A 23349-nucleotide genomic window follows, 5' to 3' on the forward strand; every position below is an offset into this window, starting at 1 on the left:
TCAGCAGAGAGAAAAAACATGATAGGAGGGACGCCTGTGACACACAGAAATCAAAAACGTTGGCCAGGGTTTGTATTAGTGATTATCGGTTCAATCTTTTGGGGTGCTGGCGGGACAGTATCACAATGGTTATTTGAACATATACACTTGCCGGTCACGTGGTTCGTGGGTGTACGTTTATTAGTATCCGGATTACTATTAGTTATTATTTCATTCTTCTTAGAAGGTAAGAAGACCATTACAATTTGGGCAGATAAAAAAGATACGCTCAAATTATTTATTTATTCACTCATTGGAATGTTAGGTGTGCAGTACTGCTTTATGGCAACCATTCATTATGGTAACGCAGCAGTCGCAACGTTGCTCCAATATTTAGGTCCCGTAATTATTATTTTATATTTAGTAGCGGCTAAAGTGATTAATTTCAGATGGAAAGAAGGCATTGCTGTTACATTAGCGCTCAGCGGTACATTCTTACTGTTGACGAATGGATCGCTTGCGACTTTATCTGTACCGATGCCGGCCATCATTTGGGGTGTTATGTCTGCGTTTGCGATGGCATTCTATACTATCTTCCCAGTACAGCTGCTTGCTAAGTGGGGCACAGTCAATGTCGTCGGCTGGGCTATGTTTATCGCAGGGGTATTCTTGAACTTCCTGCATCCGTTTTGGAAAGTAGATATTTCAAACTGGGATTTTAAAGTTTTAGTTTATTTATTTATCGCAGTCATCATTGGTACGATGTTTGCGTTCTGGCTGTTTATATCCAGTCTTAAATTCTTATATCCGCAAGAAGCCAGTGTTCTAGGTACAATCGAACCGTTAACAGCGATTTTATTATCTGTTGTGTGGTTAGGCGTATCCTTCGGATTATGGCAAGTTGTCGGTGTTTCATTCATCGTATTGATGGTTATCTTCTTAGCAGTGGTCAAAGATTAACTTAAATAATTAGGATAGAAAGTAATCAGAGTCTATAGGTGTTTAATTCCACTTATATAGTATATAATTCTATACTATTGGTGTAAAATCATCTTAAACTTTTAAACTTTTCTATCCTGATTATTTTTTTTCTGATATAATTAAACAATGTCAGAAAAAGGGGAGATGCATCAATGGCTTTATTTAAGAGAAAAATAAGTTTACCAGTGCAGGTTATGATTGCGCTTGTTCTAGGTGTTGTTGTAGGACTATTACTATATGGACAAAAAGACATAGCGAATTACATTCAACCGCTTGGTGATATATTTTTAAACTTAATTAAAATGATTGTTATTCCGGTTGTATTTTGTTCGCTGGCCTTATCTATCTCAGGTGTAGGCGAATCTAAAACAGTCGGACGTTACGGACTTAAAACAATCATTTACTTTGAAGTGATTACAACTATCGCAATTGCATTAGGTGTTTTGTTCGCGAACATATTTAAACCGGGGACGGGATTAGATCCGAACAAATTACCGAAAGGTGATATTTCGAAATATGAGTCATCAGCGCATGCAGCTGAACATTCTACATATGGCAATCATTTTATTGATACCATTGTAAATATCATTCCGACGAACTTTTTCGAAGCATTAGCTAAAGGAGAATTGCTTCCAATCATCTTCTTCGCGGTATTCTTTGGTTTAGGTATCGCAGCAATCGGAGAAAAAGGTGAGCCTGTGAAAGCATTCTTAGGCGGAGTGTTAGAAGCGACTTTCTGGATGATCAATAAAATCTTAAAATTAGCGCCGCTTGGCGTGTTCGCATTTATCTGTGTAACTATTATGACATTCGGTGCTTCCGCATTAATTCCACTTGTGAAACTTGTACTTGTGGTAGTCGGCGCAATGGTCTTCTTCGTTGTCGTTGTCTTAGGCATTGTAGCTAAATTATGCGGCATCAGTGTATTTGATATTATAAAAGTATTGAAAAGTGAAATTTTATTGGCATTCTCAACTTCAAGTTCTGAAGCAGTATTGCCGGTAATGATGAAAAAAATGGAAAACTTCGGTTCGCCGAAAGATATTACGTCATTTGTTATTCCGATCGGATACACGTTCAACTTGGACGGTTCAGCGTTGTATCAATCGATTGCGGCTTTATTCGTAGCGCAAATGTACGGTATTCATTTAAGCTTAGGCGAACAATTAGTCTTAATCTTTACACTTATGATTACATCAAAAGGTATGGCAGCTGTACCAGGTACCTCTATCGTTGTTCTCTTGACGACATTAGGTTCTATGGGCTTACCGGCAGCCGGCTTAGCATTAATCATCGGTGTCGACCGTATCTTAGATATGGTACGTACATGTGTTAACGTCGTAGGTAACGCATTATCTACAGTTGTTATTGCTAGATGGGAAAATGTATTCGATAAGAAAAAATCAGAAGAGTACTTAAAATCGATTTAAGCAGTAATGCAAGTCAATAGGCATACAGCCTAAATCTAAATTTAATTTTCTGACATACTGATTTGTAAAAGAAGAACCACCGGTGCAAAAAAGCATCGGTGGTTTTATTCTTTCTTCATATTTCAGTGTTTAAATTAATGTTTCATGTCATGTATTTTCATCATCAAACCGTGCGGAATATCATCATGCTGCACGACTTTTTTCTTTGAAAATTCATCAGAATCTTTCTTTTTGACTAGTAAGACAAAGTCGCCTTTTTTCGGTTGGAATTGATCATCTGTTTGAATTTTGACGTTTTCCTCAATATGGTTATCTTTTTCACGTACCATTTTCTCAACTGTTTTAGAATCTTTCATGATACCGTAATATGTTTCTTTTTCGCCTGATGTCATCATTATTATGACTAAAACTATACATGCGATTGCAAGGACTGCAATTAATACGATACCGAGCGTTTTACCATTCTTTTTCATGTATGTAAAACTCCTTTCTTTTTCTTCTTTTATATATACCGAAAATCATAAAAAATTGCAACGAATCATAAATAGGACGTCTTTGTTATAATGAAATAAGCATAAGTTAAAGGAGACCAGCATATGAATTTTATTGTTTATTGCGGTGCCAGCGAAGGCAAAAATGAAATATATCGTCAAGCTGCACAACAAATAGGAGAATGGATGGCGCAAAAAGGCTATGGTTTAGTTTATGGCGGCGGCAATATCGGCTTGATGGGGAAACTTGCAGATACCATTAAGCAGCATCACGGCCATGTCATCGGTGTGATGCCGAGATTTTTAGAAGAAAAGGAAATTGCACATCAAGGTTTAGATGAATTGATTATTGTAGATACGATGGCTGAACGTAAAGCAGCTATGCTTGAAAAAGGTGATGCATGTATTGCATTGCCCGGAGGCCCCGGCACATTAGAAGAAATAACTGAAATGGTGTCATGGGCAAGAATTGGTCAAAATGATAATCCTTGTATCTTTTTTAATGTATCAGGGTATTATGACAAAATGGCAGCCTTTTATGATCAAATGGTGGAAGAAGGATTTGTCAGTCAAGCAGATCGCGATTTAATCTTGTTTACAGATGATTTTGATGCATTAGAAGATTTTATTCATCATTATGAAGCACCGCATGCACGTAAATATAATTAAATAAAAATAGACATCATGCATTAAAGCCTGTGCAGACTTTGATGCATGATGTCTATCGTTTGAAGCGATAATTTATATTTTGCCTTTTCTCCATAAGAATAAGAATACAATCGCGACAATAATCATGGAAATACCTAAGGTCGCAACCCAAGAGGTCGGACTATGGTCATTGAGCGGTAAAGGTACGTTCATACCGAAGAAGCTGAAGACCAATGTCGGTAAAGTTAAGAATACTGTAAACAACGTTAAAGTTTTCATAATGTTGTTCATATCATTAGATAGCAGTGATTCATATGAAGTTGTGATACTTTCTAAGATACGTGTATGCAATTCAGTTGTTTCGATGGCTTGGTTGGTTTCGACAAACAAGTCTTCGATTAAATCTTCATCTTCTTCAAAGCGTTTAATAGGCGGTAATTTAAAGAGTTTTTTGAAGACGTCTTCATTACCTTTCAACGCAGCTAAGAAGTATACCAGACTTTTTTCGACTTCCATGAGATTATACAGTTGTTTATTTGTGACTGTTTTTTTCAATTCACGTTCAATACGTAATCTTGATTTATTAAGCAAACGCAAGTTGCGGTTATAGTGATTAGAAATCGTGACTAAGATATTCAACGCAAACTGGCTGCGGTAATGCAAGTTCTGGCTGGATTTTGTGAAGGTGTCTAAAAACTCTACTTCATGATCGCAAACAGTAATCAGACGGCCGTGACCAATAATAATTCCCAGCGGAATAGTCATAAAGGATAGAATCTTATGATTATTTTTATTAACGATCGGAATGTCGATGATGATTAGAGAATATCCGGTTTCGTCATCAAATTCGACACGGGCACTCTCATCGGCATCCAAAGGGTCCTTTAAGAAGTCTTCTGGAATAGTGAAACGCTCAATCAATGATTCGACTTCTTCTCTTGAGGGCTCAGTGATATTAATCCACAAAGCGTCTTCTAAAGAAGTAGTATGAATATCGTGATGAACATTGTGTTTGTAAGCTGTAATCATTCTGAAGCTTCCTTTCTATGAATAAATCAAACAAGGTAATTTAAACGCAGTACTTTAAGTTAAAAATAAAGAGAACGTATTGTCCGATTTATTTATTATGTGCTACATAATAGTACCATAATTTACTGATTTGTGTAGTCTAATTATTAAAGGATGTGACGAAATGGCAACAACAATTCAATACTTGTTACGTATGATAACGAATGAAATGAAAGTGAAAGCTGACCATTTGTTAGAACCTTACGGGATTACTCAAGAGCAAGCGCAGACACTGCGCTATATTTATGAAAGTGATACAGGCAAAGTGGCACAAACTGATTTGATTCAAATTTTTAATCGCAAGGGTCCGACAGTAAGCAGTGCGTTAAGAAGCCTTGAAAATAAAAAGCTGATTGAACGTATCAGTGTGCCAGAAGATACACGTAAGAAAGAAGTCGTATTAACAGCATTAGCAAAGAAAGATGTCCGTGAAATCATTGCGATTTTGGATGAGGTAGAAGCGGTTTTATTTTATGAAATACCAAAAGCCGATCAAAATGCGTTAAAAGAAATTCTCTATAAAATGCAAGATAATCTGCGTACGCTTGATTCTGAGGCAGGACCTTTTTAAAAGGTTGTTCCGTGTGTCAATTTCATGACGATTTGTACATGACTTTCTGAAAGCATTGGCATCCTTTATAATAGAGAGGAATACTATTAGGAGGAAACAAAAATGCGCAGAATTTTGTATACATTTTTAACTTATACAATTATCGGCTTGCTCAGCGGTGTATATTATCGCGAGTTGACTAAAGCTTTTGAGTTCACAGGCAAAACGCAATTGTCGATTGTGCATACGCATCTGTTAATGCTGGGTATGTTCATGTTCTTGATTTTAATTGTATTTGAAAAACTATTCCAATTAAGCAAGTACTACTCATTTAATTGGTTTTATTATGTTTATAATATTGGGGTTATCGTTACAGTGGCACTACAAGCGATTAAAGGGACAATGCAAGTTACAGGAGCAAGTATTTCACCTGGAATTGCAGGTATCGCAGGATTAGGCCATATGACTTTATCAGCCGGGTTTATTATTTTGTTCTTCTTATTGAAGAAAGCTATATTAACCCATCCGATAGAAGGACAGCAAAAACACAAAAATTAAAAGTATATGCAAAAGACGCAACATGGTGCGATGTTGTGTCTTTTCTTTATAATTTGATAAAAGTTAATATCATCTCGCGACAATATCATGTAAAATATAGATGAGAACAATTTTCAATACGAATTATGCAGCACAAGAAAGAAATTAGGGGGCAAGCATAATATGAAAGATTTAACAATTATAGGCGGAGGACCTGCAGGCCTTTATGCGAGCTTTTATGCAGGACTTCGAGGCATGAGTGTGCGCTTAATAGATGTACAAGATCAGCTCGGAGGCAAGATGTGTCTGTATCCTGAAAAGATTATTTGGGATATCGGCGGTGTTGCGCCTAAACCGTGCTATCAAATTACGAAAGATTTGATTGAACAAGGGCTTCATTTTAATCCGGAAGTCCGTTTGAAAGAACGTGTCACAGACATTCATAAAGTCAAAGAACGTCATTTCAAAGTGACAACAGACCAAGGACAAGTTTATGAATCCAAGGCAGTAATCATTGCGATTGGCGGCGGTATTATTCAACCTAAGCCTTTAAAAATCAAAGATGCTGAGCGTTACCAAATTACAAACTTGCATTACGTCGTACAAAAGCTGTCTCGTTTTGCGGATAAAAATGTCTTGATTTCAGGAGCAGGCAATTCTGCGATAGATTGGGCATGTGAAATCGCACCTTATGCGAAAAGCGTGCGTTTAGTTTACCGTAAAGATAAATTAACCGGATTTGAGGCAATGCAGGATAAATTATCTGCATATGGTGTGATACAATATCCGAATAGCCAAATCACAGCGTTAATCGGTGATGAAAAGCAGGAGAATATTCAATCGGTTGTTGTGGAAAACAGTACAACAGGAGAAGCAGAAACCTTATCCGTAGATGATGTCATCATCAGTCACGGTTTTGATATTGAAAATCCGCTATTAGAAGAAGCCGCTACGAAACTCGAAATGATGAATGCCTATCAGATTAAAGGACAGGGCAATACGACAACGAGCGAGCCAGGTGTTTTTGCATGCGGCGACATTATTCATCACGATGCGAAAGTACACTTGATCGCAAGTGCCTTCAGCGATGCAGGCAATGCGGCGAACTTAGCCAAACAATATATTGAACCTGAAGCACCGGCAGAAGGTTATGTTTCAAGCCACAATGAGCACTTTAAAGAAGCAAACAAAGCCATCATTCAACAATATAATGAACAATAATGAAACAAAGGAAAAGCATTCAGAGCAAGCGTCTCTGAATGCTTTTTGCATGCAAAAAATGCCGCACTCAAAAGTACGGCATTTCAATGTGTTACTTATTGTCGAAGTTTGCAGTAGTTGCGGAAGTACGTTCGCGCAATTCTGCTTCGATTTCTTCTAAACTGCGTCCGCGTGTTTCTGGCAAGTATTTAGTCACAAAGATTGCGGCAAATACGCCAATCACTGCGAAGATCAAGAAGACGCCTTGTGTCGGCAATACTTCGTTTAACATAGGGAAAAATTGTGCAACGGCTAAACTTCCTAATGATAAGACAAGTGCTGCAATACCTGTTGCGGCACCACGTGCACGCATAGGGAAGAGTTCCGGCAGCATAACCCATAGGACAGGACCCCATGAGAAACCGAAGAAAATAATAAAGATTGTTAAGCATGCAATGATAATCCAAGCAGATGATTGGATACCCATTGACCAGATTAAGATAGCCATGATGACTAATGAAGCCACCATACCGATATTTCCGATTAACAATAATTTCTTACGGTCGATTTTATCAATAATCATAATAGCGACAATCGTTACAAGTACGTTGACCGTACCGATACCGACTGAACCTAAAATAGATGCTGAGTCACCTAAACCAGCTTTAACGAAGATGGAAGGTGCATAGTAAATAATTGCGTTGATTCCGATAATTTGCTGGAAGAGTGCGAACACACAACCGATAATAATCGTTGGGCGCAGCCAAGGTGATTTTAAAACATTCCATGTACTTTCTGAAATAGCATTGATTTCTTTCATTTCAGCAATTTCATGATCGATTTGGTTTTTAGGGAATGTTAAGCCCATCACTTTACGTGCCGCATTTTCACCGCGGTGTTCCAGCAGCCATCTTGGACTTTCCGGCATAAAGATAACGCCGATTAAAAGAATGACAGATGGTACAACTGCAAGTCCTAGCATCCATCTCCAACCTTCGATGCCCGCAAAAGCGTAACCTGTTAAATATGAAGCCAAGATACCGATAGTAATCATCAGTTGGTTTAATGAACTTAAAGAACCGCGTGATTCTGTTGGTGCCATTTCTGATAAATACACAGGAACGATAGCTGTAGAACCACCTACCGCGATACCGATAATAAAGCGGCCGAGAACTAATGTTGTTAAATTAGGTGCCAGTGCTAATACCAATGCGCCTACTATGTAGATAATCGCAATGATAAAGACAACACGTCTGCGCCCTAATTTATCTGATGACGGTCCGCTGAAACCAGAACCTAATATCGCACCGATTAACATGGCTGATACAACAAAGCCTTCTGTTGCGCCGGTTAACGGTATATCATCAGGAATATAAAGCAGGGCACCAGAAATAATACCCATATCATAACCATAGAGCAATCCGCCGAGTGCACCTATGAAGAAAATGAGGTTTTTGTTAAACTTCTTTCCCATTATGATAACCTCCTATATTAGAATTTAATGTAAATCAAGTATACGCTTTCATTAAATTAAAGTAAATAACAATATAATACGACTTGTCCAATAATATTTATTAAAATATATTGTAATTATGAAATTCAAATAAAAAAGCAGCAACTTCATTTGAAATTGCTGCGAAAAGGGAGGAGATTATTGCTGATCAGGGTTGATTTTAACGACAAAACGGCCGCTGGATTGATTATTCAACATCTGTTCCATAGCATCAGGTACGTCATCTAATGAAATGACCTGTTTGATAGAATGCAGAGGCTCTGGTTTTAAATCTGTCGCCAGTCTGCGCCAGATTTGTTTGCGTATTTTCATAGGTGTTTCTGCTGAATCGACCCCTAAAATACTATTGCCGCGTAAAATAAACGGTAAGACAGTTGTCTCGAAATCAATACCTGCAGTGTTGCCGATTAAAGCGATGCTGCCTCTGTTTTTTAAGCGTTTGATAATATCTCCGACATGTTTGCCGCCTACAGGATCAATGACTGCTTGCCATTCTCTTTTGCATAGCGGCTTTTCTGATTCTCTTTCGACACGAGGAATCACTTCATCAGCACCGATAGATTTTAAATAGTCTTCATTTTGCTGGTTACCGGTACTTGCGACTACTTTATAGCCGATGGCACTTAACATCATTGTTGCCAAGTTGCGGACGCCGCCGCTTGCACCGCGTACAAGGACAGGCGAACCTTCGACAGTTAATCCGTTGTCCTCAAGTTTTTGGATTGCTAAACCTGCGGTATAGCCTGCAGTACCATAAATCATTGCTTCTTCAAGTGTCAGATTTTTAGGAAGCGGGAGTACCCATTCTTCTTTGACACGTGCAAGTTCGCTTAAGCCGCCATGATGCGATACACCTAAATCATAACTTGTCGCAATCACTTCATCTCCAGGTTGGAAGGCGGAAGTTTCAGATTCAACTACTGTACCTGCTAAATCAATCCCTGGAATAATCGGATAATCTTTTACTACACCAGCACCTTTTTTGCTGCGAGTGCATCTTTATAGTTAATACTAGAATAGGCTACGCGTATTAATACGTCGCCTGATTCGATTGTTTCTATAGGTAATGTTTTTAATTGCGATTTGACTTGATGGTCATTCTTTTCTGCATAATATGCGCGGAATGTCTCTGTCATATCTTTCATTCCTTTCATTTTCATAATTAAAGAAATGTTAACACGAACATAGAACCAGCAACAAATAGAGTGGCTCAGTTTAATACATGACTTGTGTCATAATAATTTTTTGTTAAAAGAATTTTTACATTTTCAATGTTTATACAATATAATGGAAGTGTATAAGTTAAGAGATGATACCATCAAAACATTGAAAGTACATAAGGAGGAGAACGTATGAAAAAGTTATTTGCCGGAGCATTAACGTTATCATTAATTCTTGCCGCTTGTGGTAATGATGACAGCAAGAAAGAGGATGAAAACAAAGATAAAGACCAAACAACACAAGAAAGCAAGAGCAATGATAAAGAAAGCAGCAAGGATAAAGAAGCTAACAAAGATAAAGACAAAGCAAGCGAAGACAGCAATGCTTCTGACAGCGATCAATCAAGCGAAGACAAAAATGCCTCATCTAGTACAAGCGGTGAGGGTGCAAATTCATCTTCAAACAGCGAAGGAGCTTCTGATTCAAGTTCAAACAGCAGTGCTGACAACAAAGCAGCATCTTCAGGTGCAGCCGCAGGAGCTAACGGCGGACAAAGCGGAGATGCTAACAGTCAAGCAGCTCAAGGTCAAAATACACAGCAAACTGCAGGTCAAAACAGCACTCAAGGCAGCCAAGCACAACAAACGGGCTATGTAGCACCTTATCAAGGTCAAAATGCAGTACCAGCAGCAAGTACAATCGGACAAGCAGCTGTGAATGAATCTACATTACGCGTATTGCCGAACTTCCCGCAATCACTGCAAACAGCTCAAAATGCTGCAGATGCAATTAATGGACAATCTAATCCGTACAATGATTTTGGTGTACAAGATAACGGAAACGGCAGCTATTCATATGTATTCAGCTTCCGCAACCAATCACAACCAGGCACATATTCATTAGTCACTGTTAATCAGCAAGGTCAAGCGGCAGTCATTGATCCGGCATATGCTGCAGGTCAATAAAGCGATACGTTAGCATTTCAAAAGTATTGAAACAAGTATTAAGCAGATGAGAACAAATAAATGCTCAGCACATCTTCGTGCTGAGCATTTTTATCTTCTATTCAGGTTAATGATTTGCGGCGTTTCGAACGCTTTGGCAATTGCTGCACAATCAAACTGGAAATCGTTTCGAAAGAATGATTGTGACGATTGACAAACGGATGATTAATCAGTGGAATAGATTGGTTGATTAAGGCATTTGTCAATGCTTCTGCGCTGCTGTAAGCAACAGGTTCAAAAGGTTTCATAACTTCTTCATAAAGCCCGCGTTCTTGCTGGTAGTTGTCTAAATGCGGTGTATAAAGTGCTGCAGGTTTATCTATAGTTAATGCATCAAAGACAACAGAAGAGTAATCGCTGATTAAAATATCGCAAGCGAGTATTAAATCTTGTGTTTCCATATTGCTTGCTGGCTGAATCACTTGTTTTGAAAGTGATGTATCTTGTGTTTCATCGCTTTCGATATGTCCGCGGAATATCACATTATAATGCTGAAGCAGTTCTTCTGAAATAGACAAGTTATCATCCGGTTTTGGATTTGTTTTCCATGTCGGCAGATAAAGCAGTGTTGGTTTATTCGGATCAAGCTTAAGTGCTTGTTTGATAAATTGCACGTAAGGCTGATCGTTTTGTTTATCTAACAAGTAGCGTACTCTTGGATAACCGCAAGCTGCTATTTCCGTATATTGCATCGGAAAGGCGGTCTTGAAAAGCTCTGCTGCTTCTGAACTGTCGCAAATCAAATAATTCTGTTGGAGCCATTTATTATATTTGCGTGCACGGTAATTATAGATTTCTTGGTTTTGGTAAGGTTCTCGGCTGTCTAAGAACAGTTGTTTTAATGGTGTGCCGTGCCATAGCTGAATAATTGTTCCATTCGGTTTCAATGTATCAGGAATATAACTTTCGCTGATAACGACATTGGCATTTTCAATCAAATCTTTTGTGTCTTCATGTTCTGGAGAGACAAAATGCGGGCCTGTCGCATCATCTGTAATATAGAATGCAGGGTATTTTGAGTAATGTTTTGCAAAGTAATTGAATAAATAACGTGAATTACCTCTAAAGCCGTAATCAAACCCTAAAAAGACGACGGTGCCGTTTAACGCTTTCTCTTGTTTTTCGTATATATTACTCATGCTTTGATGATTTTCATAACTGCGATCTAATATCATGCTGGTGATAAAGTGGGGCAGTTTAAAGTGCGTCTTCCATAACCAGTTATCGACAAAGCGAACAGGTTCAGGCAATGTAGTATTTCTGAATTTGAAAGGCGGCTTTTGATGATGCAAGTATGCCAGTTTATTTAAATTAAATTGTGTAACTTTCGCATATTCATGATGTTTAATACTTTGATAAAACGATTGTGATGTTCTTAGATGCGTTTTAAAGTCGAAGACCACATGTCCGTTCGTTTCGACTTGTTCAGATAAAAGCAATGCGGCTGCTAAATCAAACGCTGTTTCGCATTGGAAGGTATTAAGTGCTGTGATAGATTGCTTAATACTAAAAATCATATTCGGGAAATGATTAATGTTATTCATCCATGTATCAAAGTCGACAGCAGTATTTGCAAAATAGCGGCAATCGTTTTGATAGTAAGAATCTACTGTGTAATCTACAACAATAGATTGTGAAGTATTGTGTGTTTTCAGCGCTGACAATTGGTCGGGATAGATATCTATATTTAAGTCAGAGGGGATAAAATGCGTATATCCTTCTTCAAGGGCTGTTTTAAGTGTAAACAACATTTTATCGCCTGATTGATATTCTGTTGTTAGTATTTCCATAGTATGACCTCAGTTTTATAATATTAAACTATATTTTAACATTTTGTTCATTAACTGTGAAAGAGAATCTTTTAACATTTATGCGACATCTTGCAAGTAAAGTTGGAACTGTACTATTATTTAAAAATATTGTATTATAACAGTTTGTTTTCTGAAAATAATATGTAAGCGTATACATTGGTGCATATGCGTTTAACGCGAAAAAACAGTTTGAAAAAATTTCTGAAAAAGAATTGAACAGCTCGTAAAAACATGTTATATTATATGTGAAATAAATCACAAACTATTGTGTGATTCAATTTAAAGGCCTACTAAATTAAAATTGAAAGAGAAGAGGAAAGTATATGTTAGTATCTTCGTTTGATCCGTTCCACAATTTAGTCTTATCGAGTATTGTGGCTGCAGTACCGATCATATTATTCTTGTTATGTTTAACTATCTTTAAAATGAAGGGGATTTATGCAGCATTAACAACTTTAGTTGTGACTTTGATTGTAGCAGTAGTCATATTTAAATTACCGGCTGTTATGGCAGCGGGGGCAGTAGTAGAAGGAATATTCCAAGGCTGGTTGCCGATTGGTTATATCGTTATCATGGCGGTTTGGTTATACAAACTTTCTACCAAAACTGGACAATTTGCGATGATTCAAGACAGTATCGCAAACATTTCTCAAGACCAGCGTGTACAGTTATTATTAATCGGTTTTTGTTTTAACGCATTCTTAGAAGGTGTGGCAGGATTCGGGGTTCCTATCGCAATCTGTTCTATTTTATTAATCTATTTAGGATTCAAACCACTTCAAGCAGCAATGTTATGTTTAGTTGCTAACTCAGCAGCAGGGGCATTCGGAGCAATCGGTTTACCGGTAGCTGTTATTGATACATTGAACTTGCAAGGCGGTATCACTGCACACCAAGTATCTAGTTATTCAACATTTACATTAGCGTTTATCAACTTCTTTGTACCATTCTTATTAATTTTCATTATTGATGGATTCAGAGGTATTAAAGAAACATTACCATTTATTTTATTAGTATCAGTAATCTTTACAGTGTTCCAAGGTGCATTGACTTTATTCCAAGGTCCGGAACTTGCGGATATTTTACCTCCGCTCGCAAGCATGGGTGCACTAGCGCTTTTAAGCCGCAAAGTTCAACCGAAACATATTTTCCGTTTGGAGAAAGATTCAAAACCGCCAGTCACTCAGAAATTAACAGTGAAACAAATCCTATATGCATGGAGCCCATTCTATATCTTAACAATCTTAGTTATGTTATGGAGCATGCCATTCTTTAAAGCACTCTTCTTGCCTGGCAAACCATTGCATTTCTTAGCAGTACAATTACCATTGCCTGGTACATTCAGTGAAGTGACTAAGAAAGCTATTACACTCAACTTGAATGTAATTGGACAAACGGGTACAGCGATTTTAATTACAATTATTATTACAGTATTATTATCTCAAACAACTACCTTTAAAGATGCAGGACAATTATTAGGTGAAACATTCAAAGAGTTATGGATTTCTGTTATTACAATTTGTTTCATCTTAGCCGTTTCAAAACTTACAACATACGGCGGTCTAAGTGCTGCAATGGGACAAGGTATCTCTAAAGCAGGCGGTATCTTCCCATTATTCTCACCAGTATTAGGATGGATCGGTGTGTTCATGACAGGTTCTGTTGTTAACAACAACTCACTCTTTGCGCCGATTCAAGCATCAGTTGCAGGTCAAATCGGTGTCAAAGGCGGTATGTTAGTTGCTGCGAATACAGCAGGCGGGGTAGCTGCGAAAATTATTTCACCGCAATCTATCGCCATTGCGACTGCAGCTGTTAAACAAGTCGGTAAAGAATCAGAACTCTTGAAAATGGCATTGCGTTACAGTGTAGGTATGGTCATCTTCATCTGTATCTGGACATTTATCTTATCTTTATTCTTATAATTACAGAAGTTGTAAATATAAAAAACGGAGCCGAAATTTCGGTTCCGTTTTTTTAATGTAACTACTTATTCTGTTTCTTCAGTTTCAGGTTGAGGTGCATGAATTGCTTTCATAAAGTCTTCATATACTTTATCAGGCGAATATTTTGCGACCGTTTCAAATGCACTTTCAATTATTTTGCCTTGTTCAGAAGGCGGTGCAGTCATCACATTTAAAATATGTTCTGACAGTGAAACAATGCTTTGATACTCTGCAAGGAAACCATTGCGATTGGATTGAATTAAGGTTTCCGGGCCCGTATTGCCTTTATAACTGATGACAATACTGCCTTGATTCATAGCTTCTAATATCACCAAACCAAAACCTTCATTGCGTGAAGGGACAACTGTAATGGTACTTTCAGCTAAACGCAGCGGCAGATGCATTGTCGCTGGATAAAGCTGAACAATATCATTGAGTTGATGCTGCTGGATAAATTCTTCAAGATCGTGTTTTTGCTGGCCGTCGCCGTAGATATGCACTGTATAGTTCATATCACGCAAGCTGTCTTGTATATGTTCGACACTGCGCAGCAGCAAGTAGAAGCCTTTTTCATATTCTAAGCGTCCCGCCGCAATAATCTGCGGCTTTTTAGGGATTTCGATTCTCGGTTCATTCATCATATTAGGTACGATATAAACCGGTGTTTGAATGACTGATTGGAATGCTTTGCGGTCTGCGTCTGTTAACACAGTGATACAATCTAAATCTTGATATGCGGCTTGGATTTCTTGGCGATAGCTTTTTGAATAAGCATCCCAATTCATATGTTCCATACCGACAGTTAAGACATCTTTCGGTGCATAATCTGCGACCAGCAGGTTATAGCTTGCACGTGTGCCGACTAAGACGTCTGTATCGGTTTCACTCACAGCGGTTACGATTTTCTTTTCGACATAGCTTGAAAACTGCGCTAAACCTGGTTCGTTTTCAGTAATAATCTGCGGTTTGATAAATGGTGTCCATTTGCGGATACGGTTCATGAAAATATCCATCAGATTTTGCGGGCTGAGATTATAGTCGACCAGCGGCTGTACTTCGATATCTTGATGAAGTTTAAAATAAGGTGCTTTGCTGCCTTTGAATACAGAGATGATTTTTACCTTATGTCCTTTGGCTGTCAATACATTAGCAAGTTGTGTGACGGCTTTGACAGTGCCACCCATGGAATAAATATTATGCATTAAAAAAGTGATTGATTGCACGTGGTGTCACTCCTCCCATTGAATTCCTTTAATTATATCATAGTCCAGGGATCACTATGCAAAGGTAGATGCTTTGATATATGTTTTGTGCATCAATTTAAACACGAAAAAATAATAATCTATTGAATAACTATCCTTACCCCTTTTGTCTGAGCATAAATACGTATATAATAAGAGAATAGAACGAAATACTTAGCAACACTATTTTGACATAACTTAGGTATGTTATTTTTTTAAGACTGTGGTAAAGCGCTTTCTCAAGAAAGGGTTGAGGTCATGCTTAAGCAGATGTCATCTTCATTATTAAAAAGGGGGCTGTATTTGTTATGAGTTCAGAACATAGCAAAACAGATGTCATCTTAATCGGTGGCGGAATTATGAGTGCGACATTGGGTACATTATTGAAGAAAGTTGCACCAGAAAAAGAGATAAAAGTATTTGAAAAGTTAAGCGAATCAGCACAAGAGAGTTCTAATGCATGGAACAATGCGGGCACAGGGCATTCAGCATTATGCGAAATGAACTATACAAAAGAAATGTCGGATGGTTCTTTAGATGTTTCAAAAGCTATGAAAATCAACGAGCAATTCCAAATTTCTAAAGAATTCTGGTCTTATTTAGTGAAACATGGCAACTTGGATCATCCTGAAGAATTCATTCACACTGTACCGCACATGAGTTTTTGTATCGGTGTACGTAATGTCGACTTCTTAAGACGCCGCGTTAAAGCTTTAAAAGAAAATGCATTATTCAACGAAATGACAATGACAGAAGATAAAGACCAAATCGCACAATGGCTTCCTTTAATGATGGAAGGGCGTAATAACCATATTCCAATCGCAGTAAGCCGTGACGAAACGGGTACTGACGTCAACTTCGGAGCATTGACTCATAAATTATTCGACTTCTTGCAGCAAAACCAAGTAGATGTTGAATATGAGCACCAAGTGACTGATTTAAAACAACAAAAAGACGGCACTTGGAAAGTGAAAGTCAAAGATTTAACTACTGAGGAAACAACAACATATATTTCTGACTTCGTATTTATCGGAGCTGGCGGTGCGAGCTTGCAGCTATTACAAAAAACGCATTTGCCGGAATCTAAACATATCGGCGGTTTCCCAGTCAGCGGTTTATTCTTAGTATGCCAAGATCCTGAAGTGGTCAATCAGCACGATGCTAAAGTGTACGGCAAAGCAAAAGTCGGTGCACCGCCGATGTCAGTACCGCATTTGGATACGCGTTATATCGACGGCAAAAAATCATTGTTATTCGGACCATTCGCCGGTTTCTCACCTAAATTCTTGAAGACAGGTTCAAACATGGATTTATTCAAATCTGTGAAACCGAATAACTTGTTGACGATGTTATCTGCAGGTGCAAAAGAAATGAAATTGACGCAGTACTTGATTTCTCAATTAATGCTTTCTGATGATGAACGTATTGAACAATTACGTGAATTCATTCCGAATGCGAAGAAAGAAGATTGGGAGATTGTCGTTGCCGGACAACGTGTACAAGTGATTAAAGATACAGACAAAGGCAAAGGTACATTGCAATTCGGTACAGAAGTTATCTGTTCTGAAGACGGCAGTCTTGCGGCATTATTAGGTGCGTCACCAGGTGCATCAACTGCAGTAGATGTGATGTTAGATATTTTACAACGCAGTTATAAAGATGAATTCCCAGAATGGGAAGCACGCATCAAAGAAATTATCCCGTCATTCGGCAAGAAATTAGCAGATGAACCTGAATTATACAAAGACATTAAAACAGATGTTGAAAAGTATTTGAAATTAAATTAAGGCATTCAAGCTATAATATAAAAAATGCTTCGGCAGGAGAAATTTTCCTTACCGAAGCATTTTTGTTTTGTCTTAGTAATTGTAAATTATAGTTTAGAAGGGTGCATGTCGTCTGTTTCAGCTGTTGGCAATGTGAGAATAAAGGTACTGCCTTCGCCTATAGTACTTTCTACTTTGATTTCGCCGCCATGAAGCTGAACAATCATTTGTGCAATAGCTAAACCTAAGCCGTTGCTTGTGGCAGACGTATTGCCTTTATAAAATCTTTCGAATAGATGGGCTTGAACCGCATCTGACATTCCCGGACCGTCATCAGCAATACGGCACTCGACTGTATGATTTGATTGTGTAAGCTCTATATCGATACTGCCGCCTGCTTCTGTATATTTAATGGCATTCGTTAAAATGTTGCTAAAGGCTTGGTATAGCAGACGGTAATTCCCTTTAATTGTAATCTCTTGCAAGTCAGTCATTATCAGCAAGTCTTTATCATCAATTGCATATTGTTCATGACGTACCATCACTCTCAGCATTTGTGCGATATCAATCTCATCGTCGTAATCCAAATGGTCATGGTTATCGAGTTCAGCTAACAATAAGAGGGCACGTGTCAAATTGCTTAATCGGCTGGTTGTTGTATGAATCTCGTCTATATAATACAGACGGCTTTCTTTATCTTGTGCTTGGCTGAGACGATCTAGTAATTGATGAATATGAGTCAGCGGTGTTTTGATTTCATGCGAAACATTCTGTACGAAGTGCTGGCGCATGTCATCGAGCTGTTTTAAGGAAATACGCATTTGGTCGAAGCGGTATTGCAGCGTACCTAATTCATCATGGCGTGTCACAGCAATCGGTGTTTTAAAGTCGCCGTCCATTAATCTGTTCGTCGCATGTTTCAACTGCGTAATCGGTTTGATTAATGTATATGTTGAACTGATAATCAGCAGCATAGAAATGATTAACAGTAATGCGATGAGGACAGCTAAGAAGATACGGAATTCACTGAAGGATTTACCGATATCCGGTCTGATAAAGACTGCAACAGGACCTTCTGAAGTGTTAAAACGCGTGCCGACTGTATTCTTTGATTCATTATCAAAGAAACCTGTCACAAAGAGCTGATAGGGATGATTTTTAATACCATGATAATCGTTGCCTTTAAAGACCTTATCAATATTTTCTTTAGTCAGGTTTTCTCTTCTGAATGCTTCGCCGTAAAATGTTTTCTTATAAGATGTATCAATAGTTACGACTTGGAAGTTAAGGTCGCTTAAATGTTTAAAGTAAGCTTTCATATCTGTTGTATGGGATGCTTTTTGATAGGCCTTAGCTTCTTGCAAGGTTCTCATAATCTTTTGGTCATTAGAAGGTTTTAATGCGACATGATAATACATATTCGTCAAAATAAAACTGAGCACAGCACTGAACAGCATAATGACAATCGTATAAATCGCAATTCTCGAATACAGCGACTTAAACATGGACTTCTACCTTATAGCCTAAACCGCGTACTGTTTCAATAATGACATTACTGCCGATCTTTTTTAAACGGTTGCGCAGTCTTCTGATGTGTACATCGACGGTACGATCATCACCTTCATAATCAAAGCCCCATACACGTTCAATACATTCTTCTCTTGAGAACACTTGCTTTTCATGACTGGCTAACAAAAAGAGTAAATGAAATTCTTTATTCGGCAAGGTCATAGTCTTCGTATCGCAAGTCATTTCCAAATAAGACTGGTTTAATTTTAAATTACCGATTTCAAGTTCATTTTCTGCGTTGATTTGATAACGGCGCAAAACGGCTTTAATACGAAAGATTAATTCCTGTACTTCAAACGGCTTCGTTACATAATCATCTGTTCCTGTTAAATAGGCTTCTTCTTTATCGCTTAAAGCATCCCGAGCTGTAAGCATAATCACAGGCATTTCATAATCTGCTTTGATAGCGTTGCATAATTCAAATCCATCCATACCATCCATCATAATATCCACAATCGCAATATCTGCCTGATTGGTTTCTAAATAGTTTAATGCATCTTCGGCATTAGAATGGGTTGCGGTTTTAAATCCATCACGCTCTAAATAGGAAGAGACGTAATGAAGGATTTGATAATCATCATCTACTATTAAACAAGTTGTCATCCTCACCACTCCTAACAATCATTTAGATTAATTATACATTTTGCGAATCGGCTAAGACAAATTTGTTAGTTCTAAAGAAAAGTGAACGTTGTTCATATTCAGTTCACAATGTGTGCATACAATATAAGTATCATAAAAGAAAAAGGAGTCATGGAAATGAAATTAGCATGGAAAGAAATGGTATTTTACAAATTCAAATACATTTTAATAATGCTGATTATCTTGCTGCTTGCAAGCATGGTGTTATTCATAAGCGGTCTTGCTCAAGGACTCGGACGTGAAAACATTTCAATGCTTGATAACATGAATGCAGAGAAATTCGTGGTGCAAGATATGAAGGAACCTGTCATTGAGAAATCAGTCATCAATGACGAAAAACAAAAAAAGGTTGAGGATGTCACAAATGCTGAACCTTTCAAATTAGCACCTCAGACATTAAAAACAGATAATTCAAATGACCAAGATATACTGCTTATCAATCCTGGTAAAGATTTCAAACCTTCATTAGCAGAAGGACATTATCCATCCCAAGATAATGAAATTGCAGTTAATAAAAAATTAACAGCAGAAGGCCTTAAAGTAGGCAGTAACGTAGAATTCAAGGACAGCAATAAAACGTATAAAATTGTCGGGTTAATGGACGATGCAATGTATTCTCATAGTTCAACAGTAATGACGAATAAGCATACATTCGATCAACTCGGTAAAAAAGCCGCAACGTTTTATCCATTAAAAGATGTATCTAAAGCAGATGAGAAAAAAATCAACGATATTTCAGGTGTGCAAGTGGTAACACAAACAGACTTAACGGATAATATTCCAAGCTATAACGCTGAGCAAGCACCATTGAATATGATGATTGTCAGTCTATACTTGATTTCAGCAATTGTCTTAAGTGCATTCTTCTATGTTATGACAATTCAAAAAATCTCTGAAATCGGTATTTTGAAAGCAATCGGTATTAAAACAAAACACTTATTGTCTTCATTAGTTTTCCAAATCTTATTAGTGACAATGATCAGTGTGGTACTGTCAGTCTTGATTATCAGCGGACTCAGCATAGTGATGCCAGTCAGCATGCCGTTCCACTTAACAACGAATAATATGCTGCTTGTCGTAGGTGTATTCATTGTTGTTGCAATTATCGGTGCGACATTATCATTCATTAAATTAATTAAAGTCAATCCTATTCAAGCAATCGGAGGTGAAGGTTAATGACTTTAGAAGTAAAAGATATTAAAAAATCATTTGGTACTGGGGAAGCCAAAACAGATGTATTAAAAGGTGTAGATTTTGAAGTTAAACAAGGTGAGTTTATTATTTTAAGCGGTGCCTCTGGTTCAGGAAAATCAACGCTGCTCACAATTTTAGGCGGCCTTCAAGATCAAGATTCAGGAGAATTGCTGTATAACGGTTCGCCTTTATTTACAAAAGCAAAATCAAAATCAGATATGCGTCTGACAGAAATCGGATTTATTTTCCAAGCTTCGCATTTAGTCCCATATCTACCAGTGATTGACCAATTGACAATTGTAGGTCAAGAAGCGGGATTATCTAAAAAAGAAGCGAAAACACGTGCAGAACAATTATTAGATCAAATCGGTTTAACACATCGTCTTAAAGCATTTCCGTATATGTTATCAGGCGGTGAGAAACAACGTGTTGCTATCATGCGTGCATTTATGAATAACCCTAAAATTATTTTAGCGGATGAACCGACAGCAAGCTTAGATGCGCATCGTGCGACAGAAGTCACAAAAATGATCAGTGACCGTATTAAAAATGAGAATATGGTCGGCATCTTAATTACACATGACCGTCGTCTTTTTGAATATGCAGACCGTGTTGTAGATTTATTCGATGGTAAAATCATCAATAAAGAAGATGAAAGTGAACTAGGATAATATTAATTGAGTTGAAGCAGGATATAGGGAATGAAAAAAGTTGGGGAGCAGCCCCAACTTTTTGTTTATATTCAGGTATATTTCTATTTATATAGAAGGTTATTTTAAATGCAGAAGATGAAGCAAAGATGGGTGTTTAATGAGCATGCTGGCGATAAATAAAGCGCCGAAATAAAAAGTTAACAATAACTTATAGCAATACATCAAAGCAAAGAAATCTCTGATTAAAGCAGTATCGAAAAATGGATAAGGTGTACGGCTGCCGACACCGACAGCTTTGATATTTAAGATTTGAGCAAAACGTAAAGCACGCAAAATATGAAATTGACTTGTTACGATGGCGATTTTAGAAAATACATGGTCTTTTAAAATGTCTTTAGTGTAAGCTAAATTTTCATACGTACTATGCGATTGATCTTCTAATAGAATACGCGAGCTTGGGATATGTTGTGCGATTAAATAATCACGCATGGCTTCTGCCTCTGATACACGTTCGCCTTCGCCTGTACCGCCGCTGACAATAATATAGGGTGTGCCTTTATGATTTTGGTAAAGTGCTGCGGCACGATCTAAACGCCATGCCAGCATTTGTGTGACTTGTTCACGATATAATCCGGCGCCTAAGACGATAATGGCATCAATAGGATCATCTAGTGTCAGCATACTAAAAGCAGAAGACCAGCTGAGATAATGCACAAAAGCAAAAAGTGTTGTGACTGTAATCCATCCTATCCATAAAAACAAAGCATTCATAACAGGGACAGGAATATGGCTTAATAGATTCAAAGCGACGGCTAAAAATGCAATAGCCAATGTCAGTGCGCAAATTCTGGCAAAAAACATTCTGGCACTTTTCCATTCCAAAATCACACGATGTTTAAACAGCAGCAACCCTGCACCAATGACTGACACAATAGCCAAATCAAATGGGAGACTTGAAGTGATTAAATGAATTAAAAGTACGATAAATCCGCTAACTAGTGTGATAAAGAATGATATGATATTCAATCTGCGATACGGATTAAAAAATAAATAAATGTAACTGCATAAAATCAAAAGACTTAATATTATTGATAGTAGTAGCATTTCAAACCTCTATTTGTAAAAAATTAATTACTTTCATATTACCCTATTTTTCCTTATGTTTCTTCAGATATGATATGATGGTTTCGACACATTGAAAAAGTGTAAAATAAGTCATACTGTCAAAGTAGTGAATTTAACGAATACTTATCATAAGAAGGAGACCATAATGAAGAATATAGAACAGCATATGCAGTTTATGGGGATGTTCATTGAAGATGTTAATACGTTAATGGCGAATCTTTTAGAAGATTTGCGCAACGAATTTAATGTGTCGATTGAGCAATCACAAGCTGTATTGTTACTAGATAATAATAAATCATTAACTTTATCAGAGATTACAGAAAAACAAGGGGTCAATAAAGCGGCAATCAGCCGACGTGTGAAAAAATTGATTAAACTCGAAATGATTCAGTGGGAGAAACAAAATGCGAGTGTAGATCAGCGTTTGAAATATGTGCGTCTGACAGATAAGGGGCGCGAATATGTGGCACGTTCAAAAGCGATTATTAATGATGTAGCGACATATTTGCTGCAAGATTTGACAGAATCACAAGTTGAGGCGACTGCAGAAAATTTAGAAATTGTGGATCGCCGTATTAAAGAATACATTCAAAAAATTCAATAAGAGGAACAACTTTAAAAATCGGTGCATTGTGGTGATGCGCCGATTTTTAATATATATGAGGATAATGTTAAGCGCTAGGTCTAATTACTGATATAATAAAAAGGTCGAGTCTACTATAATAGAAGTATTCTAAATTTAAACCAACAAATTTGCAGATATAATTTTACATTTATGTAAATTACGTGTAAAATTTGTGCGGGTAAAATATTAAGCAATCAATTTGGACATTTCCTAGG

At 37.5% G+C, this 23349-nt stretch carries 20 protein-coding genes and 1 pseudogene; 12 read left to right on the forward strand and 9 right to left on the reverse strand.

All coding sequences use genetic code 11. The features are described from left to right. Positions 1-36: 36 nt before the first annotated feature. Both MUA90_RS03155 and MUA90_RS03160 read left to right on the forward strand, forming a co-directional pair. Entirely contained in the window at positions 37-939 is a 903-nt protein-coding gene (locus MUA90_RS03155) for an EamA family transporter (protein ID WP_114602749.1), read from the forward strand. 173 nt (positions 940-1112) lie between these two features. Then, on the forward strand, positions 1113-2390 hold the full coding sequence (locus tag MUA90_RS03160; RefSeq protein WP_114602750.1) for a cation:dicarboxylate symporter family transporter: 1278 nt from the start codon (positions 1113-1115) through the stop codon (positions 2388-2390). 134 nt (positions 2391-2524) lie between these two features. On the opposite strand, the gene MUA90_RS03165 is transcribed toward MUA90_RS03160, so the two are convergent. Then, positions 2525-2863: a DUF4889 domain-containing protein gene (locus MUA90_RS03165; protein ID WP_262588298.1), complete on the reverse strand. Its 339-nt coding sequence runs from the start codon at positions 2861-2863 to the stop codon at positions 2525-2527. 123 nt (positions 2864-2986) lie between these two features. Between MUA90_RS03165 and MUA90_RS03170 the strand changes: the two genes are divergently transcribed. Continuing rightward, positions 2987-3550, forward strand: a complete 564-nt coding sequence (locus MUA90_RS03170) for an LOG family protein (RefSeq protein WP_262588299.1) — start codon at positions 2987-2989, stop codon at positions 3548-3550. A 72-nt stretch (positions 3551-3622) separates the two neighbouring features. Here the strand turns inward: MUA90_RS03170 and MUA90_RS03175 are convergent, their stop codons facing one another. Further along, positions 3623-4558 (reverse strand): magnesium transporter CorA family protein, encoded by a 936-nt coding sequence (locus MUA90_RS03175; RefSeq protein WP_105993183.1) that lies wholly within the window; start codon positions 4556-4558, stop codon positions 3623-3625. A 163-nt stretch (positions 4559-4721) separates the two neighbouring features. On the opposite strand from MUA90_RS03175, the gene MUA90_RS03180 reads away from it, so the two are divergent. From MUA90_RS03180 to MUA90_RS03190, 3 genes are all read left to right on the forward strand, one after another. Further along, positions 4722-5168 carry a MarR family winged helix-turn-helix transcriptional regulator gene (locus tag MUA90_RS03180; RefSeq protein WP_105993184.1) on the forward strand — a complete coding sequence of 149 codons (447 nt, stop codon included), beginning with the start codon at positions 4722-4724 and terminating at the stop codon, positions 5166-5168. Positions 5169-5270: 102 nt separating this feature from the next. Beyond that, entirely contained in the window at positions 5271-5705 is a 435-nt protein-coding gene (locus MUA90_RS03185; protein ID WP_262588300.1) for a DUF2871 domain-containing protein, read from the forward strand. Positions 5706-5867: 162 nt separating this feature from the next. Further along, positions 5868-6905: an NAD(P)/FAD-dependent oxidoreductase gene (locus MUA90_RS03190; protein WP_262588301.1), complete on the forward strand. Its 1038-nt coding sequence runs from the start codon at positions 5868-5870 to the stop codon at positions 6903-6905. Positions 6906-6996: 91 nt separating this feature from the next. Here the strand turns inward: MUA90_RS03190 and MUA90_RS03195 are convergent, their stop codons facing one another. Then, a complete protein-coding gene (locus MUA90_RS03195) occupies positions 6997-8358 on the reverse strand; it encodes a glucose transporter GlcP (protein ID WP_262588303.1) in 1362 nt (453 codons plus the stop codon). A 177-nt stretch (positions 8359-8535) separates the two neighbouring features. After that, positions 8536-9533: pseudogene (locus tag MUA90_RS03200) on the reverse strand (acryloyl-CoA reductase). 216 nt (positions 9534-9749) lie between these two features. Between MUA90_RS03200 and MUA90_RS03205 the strand changes: the two are divergent. After that, complete coding sequence (locus MUA90_RS03205; RefSeq protein WP_262588304.1) at positions 9750-10523, forward strand: hypothetical protein; 774 nt, start codon at positions 9750-9752, stop codon at positions 10521-10523. 101 nt (positions 10524-10624) lie between these two features. On the opposite strand, the gene MUA90_RS03210 is transcribed toward MUA90_RS03205, so the two are convergent. Continuing rightward, positions 10625-12352 carry a CDP-glycerol glycerophosphotransferase family protein gene (locus tag MUA90_RS03210; RefSeq protein ID WP_262588305.1) on the reverse strand — a complete coding sequence of 576 codons (1728 nt, stop codon included), beginning with the start codon at positions 12350-12352 and terminating at the stop codon, positions 10625-10627. Positions 12353-12696: 344 nt separating this feature from the next. On the opposite strand from MUA90_RS03210, the gene MUA90_RS03215 reads away from it, so the two are divergent. Continuing rightward, the gene (locus MUA90_RS03215; RefSeq protein WP_262588307.1) at positions 12697-14298 is read left to right on the forward strand and encodes an L-lactate permease; all 1602 of its coding nucleotides are present in this window, start codon (positions 12697-12699) and stop codon (positions 14296-14298) included. A 65-nt stretch (positions 14299-14363) separates the two neighbouring features. On the opposite strand, the gene MUA90_RS03220 is transcribed toward MUA90_RS03215, so the two are convergent. Next, the gene (locus MUA90_RS03220) at positions 14364-15542 is read right to left on the reverse strand and encodes a glycosyltransferase (protein ID WP_262588308.1); all 1179 of its coding nucleotides are present in this window, start codon (positions 15540-15542) and stop codon (positions 14364-14366) included. Positions 15543-15868: 326 nt separating this feature from the next. On the opposite strand from MUA90_RS03220, the gene mqo reads away from it, so the two are divergent. Then, positions 15869-17347 carry a malate dehydrogenase (quinone) gene (gene mqo / locus MUA90_RS03225; protein ID WP_262588309.1) on the forward strand — a complete coding sequence of 493 codons (1479 nt, stop codon included), beginning with the start codon at positions 15869-15871 and terminating at the stop codon, positions 17345-17347. 86 nt (positions 17348-17433) lie between these two features. Here the strand turns inward: mqo and MUA90_RS03230 are convergent, their stop codons facing one another. After that, positions 17434-18831 carry a HAMP domain-containing sensor histidine kinase gene (locus tag MUA90_RS03230; protein WP_262588310.1) on the reverse strand — a complete coding sequence of 466 codons (1398 nt, stop codon included), beginning with the start codon at positions 18829-18831 and terminating at the stop codon, positions 17434-17436. Next, entirely contained in the window at positions 18824-19498 is a 675-nt protein-coding gene (locus MUA90_RS03235; RefSeq protein ID WP_262588312.1) for a response regulator transcription factor, read from the reverse strand. The genes MUA90_RS03230 and MUA90_RS03235 overlap by 8 nt, the downstream gene beginning before the upstream one ends. Positions 19499-19654: 156 nt before the next feature. Between MUA90_RS03235 and MUA90_RS03240 the strand changes: the two genes are divergently transcribed. Together MUA90_RS03240 and MUA90_RS03245 are read left to right on the forward strand one after the other, a co-directional pair. Next, a complete protein-coding gene (locus MUA90_RS03240; RefSeq protein ID WP_262588313.1) occupies positions 19655-20713 on the forward strand; it encodes an ABC transporter permease in 1059 nt (352 codons plus the stop codon). After that, positions 20713-21402, forward strand: coding sequence for an ABC transporter ATP-binding protein (locus MUA90_RS03245; RefSeq protein ID WP_232167765.1), 690 nt, complete (start codon positions 20713-20715; stop codon positions 21400-21402). Before MUA90_RS03240 ends, MUA90_RS03245 begins: the two co-directional genes overlap by 1 nt. Positions 21403-21501: 99 nt before the next feature. On the opposite strand, the gene MUA90_RS03250 is transcribed toward MUA90_RS03245, so the two are convergent. Next, a complete protein-coding gene (locus tag MUA90_RS03250) occupies positions 21502-22488 on the reverse strand; it encodes a YdcF family protein (protein ID WP_262588315.1) in 987 nt (328 codons plus the stop codon). A 166-nt stretch (positions 22489-22654) separates the two neighbouring features. Here MUA90_RS03250 and MUA90_RS03255 point away from each other — a divergent pair, with 166 nt between their 5' ends. After that, the gene (locus MUA90_RS03255; protein ID WP_105993199.1) at positions 22655-23113 is read left to right on the forward strand and encodes a MarR family transcriptional regulator TcaR; all 459 of its coding nucleotides are present in this window, start codon (positions 22655-22657) and stop codon (positions 23111-23113) included. Positions 23114-23349: the final 236 nt, after the last annotated feature.

It is taken from the genome of Staphylococcus sp. IVB6181 (genome assembly GCF_025561445.1).
GTDB lineage: Bacteria > Bacillota > Bacilli > Staphylococcales > Staphylococcaceae > Staphylococcus > Staphylococcus simulans_B.

Excerpts from the sequence above, each read along its gene's own strand:
- MUA90_RS03160 (WP_114602750.1), top strand. The coding sequence starts at position 1,113 with ATGGCTTTATTTAAGAGAAAAATAAGTTTACCAGTGCAGGTTATGATT.
- MUA90_RS03165 (WP_262588298.1), bottom strand. The coding sequence starts at position 2,863 with ATGAAAAAGAATGGTAAAACGCTCGGTATCGTATTAATTGCAGTCCTT.
- MUA90_RS03170 (WP_262588299.1), top strand. The coding sequence starts at position 2,987 with ATGAATTTTATTGTTTATTGCGGTGCCAGCGAAGGCAAAAATGAAATA.
- MUA90_RS03175 (WP_105993183.1), bottom strand. The coding sequence starts at position 4,558 with ATGATTACAGCTTACAAACACAATGTTCATCACGATATTCATACTACT.
- MUA90_RS03180 (WP_105993184.1), top strand. The coding sequence starts at position 4,722 with ATGGCAACAACAATTCAATACTTGTTACGTATGATAACGAATGAAATG.
- MUA90_RS03185 (WP_262588300.1), top strand. The coding sequence starts at position 5,271 with ATGCGCAGAATTTTGTATACATTTTTAACTTATACAATTATCGGCTTG.
- MUA90_RS03190 (WP_262588301.1), top strand. The coding sequence starts at position 5,868 with ATGAAAGATTTAACAATTATAGGCGGAGGACCTGCAGGCCTTTATGCG.
- MUA90_RS03195 (WP_262588303.1), bottom strand. The coding sequence starts at position 8,358 with ATGGGAAAGAAGTTTAACAAAAACCTCATTTTCTTCATAGGTGCACTC.
- MUA90_RS03205 (WP_262588304.1), top strand. The coding sequence starts at position 9,750 with ATGAAAAAGTTATTTGCCGGAGCATTAACGTTATCATTAATTCTTGCC.
- MUA90_RS03210 (WP_262588305.1), bottom strand. The coding sequence starts at position 12,352 with ATGGAAATACTAACAACAGAATATCAATCAGGCGATAAAATGTTGTTT.
- MUA90_RS03215 (WP_262588307.1), top strand. The coding sequence starts at position 12,697 with ATGTTAGTATCTTCGTTTGATCCGTTCCACAATTTAGTCTTATCGAGT.
- mqo (WP_262588309.1), top strand. The coding sequence starts at position 15,869 with ATGAGTTCAGAACATAGCAAAACAGATGTCATCTTAATCGGTGGCGGA.
- MUA90_RS03230 (WP_262588310.1), bottom strand. The coding sequence starts at position 18,831 with ATGTTTAAGTCGCTGTATTCGAGAATTGCGATTTATACGATTGTCATT.
- MUA90_RS03235 (WP_262588312.1), bottom strand. The coding sequence starts at position 19,498 with ATGACAACTTGTTTAATAGTAGATGATGATTATCAAATCCTTCATTAC.
- MUA90_RS03240 (WP_262588313.1), top strand. The coding sequence starts at position 19,655 with ATGAAATTAGCATGGAAAGAAATGGTATTTTACAAATTCAAATACATT.
- MUA90_RS03245 (WP_232167765.1), top strand. The coding sequence starts at position 20,713 with ATGACTTTAGAAGTAAAAGATATTAAAAAATCATTTGGTACTGGGGAA.
- MUA90_RS03250 (WP_262588315.1), bottom strand. The coding sequence starts at position 22,488 with ATGCTACTACTATCAATAATATTAAGTCTTTTGATTTTATGCAGTTAC.
- MUA90_RS03255 (WP_105993199.1), top strand. The coding sequence starts at position 22,655 with ATGAAGAATATAGAACAGCATATGCAGTTTATGGGGATGTTCATTGAA.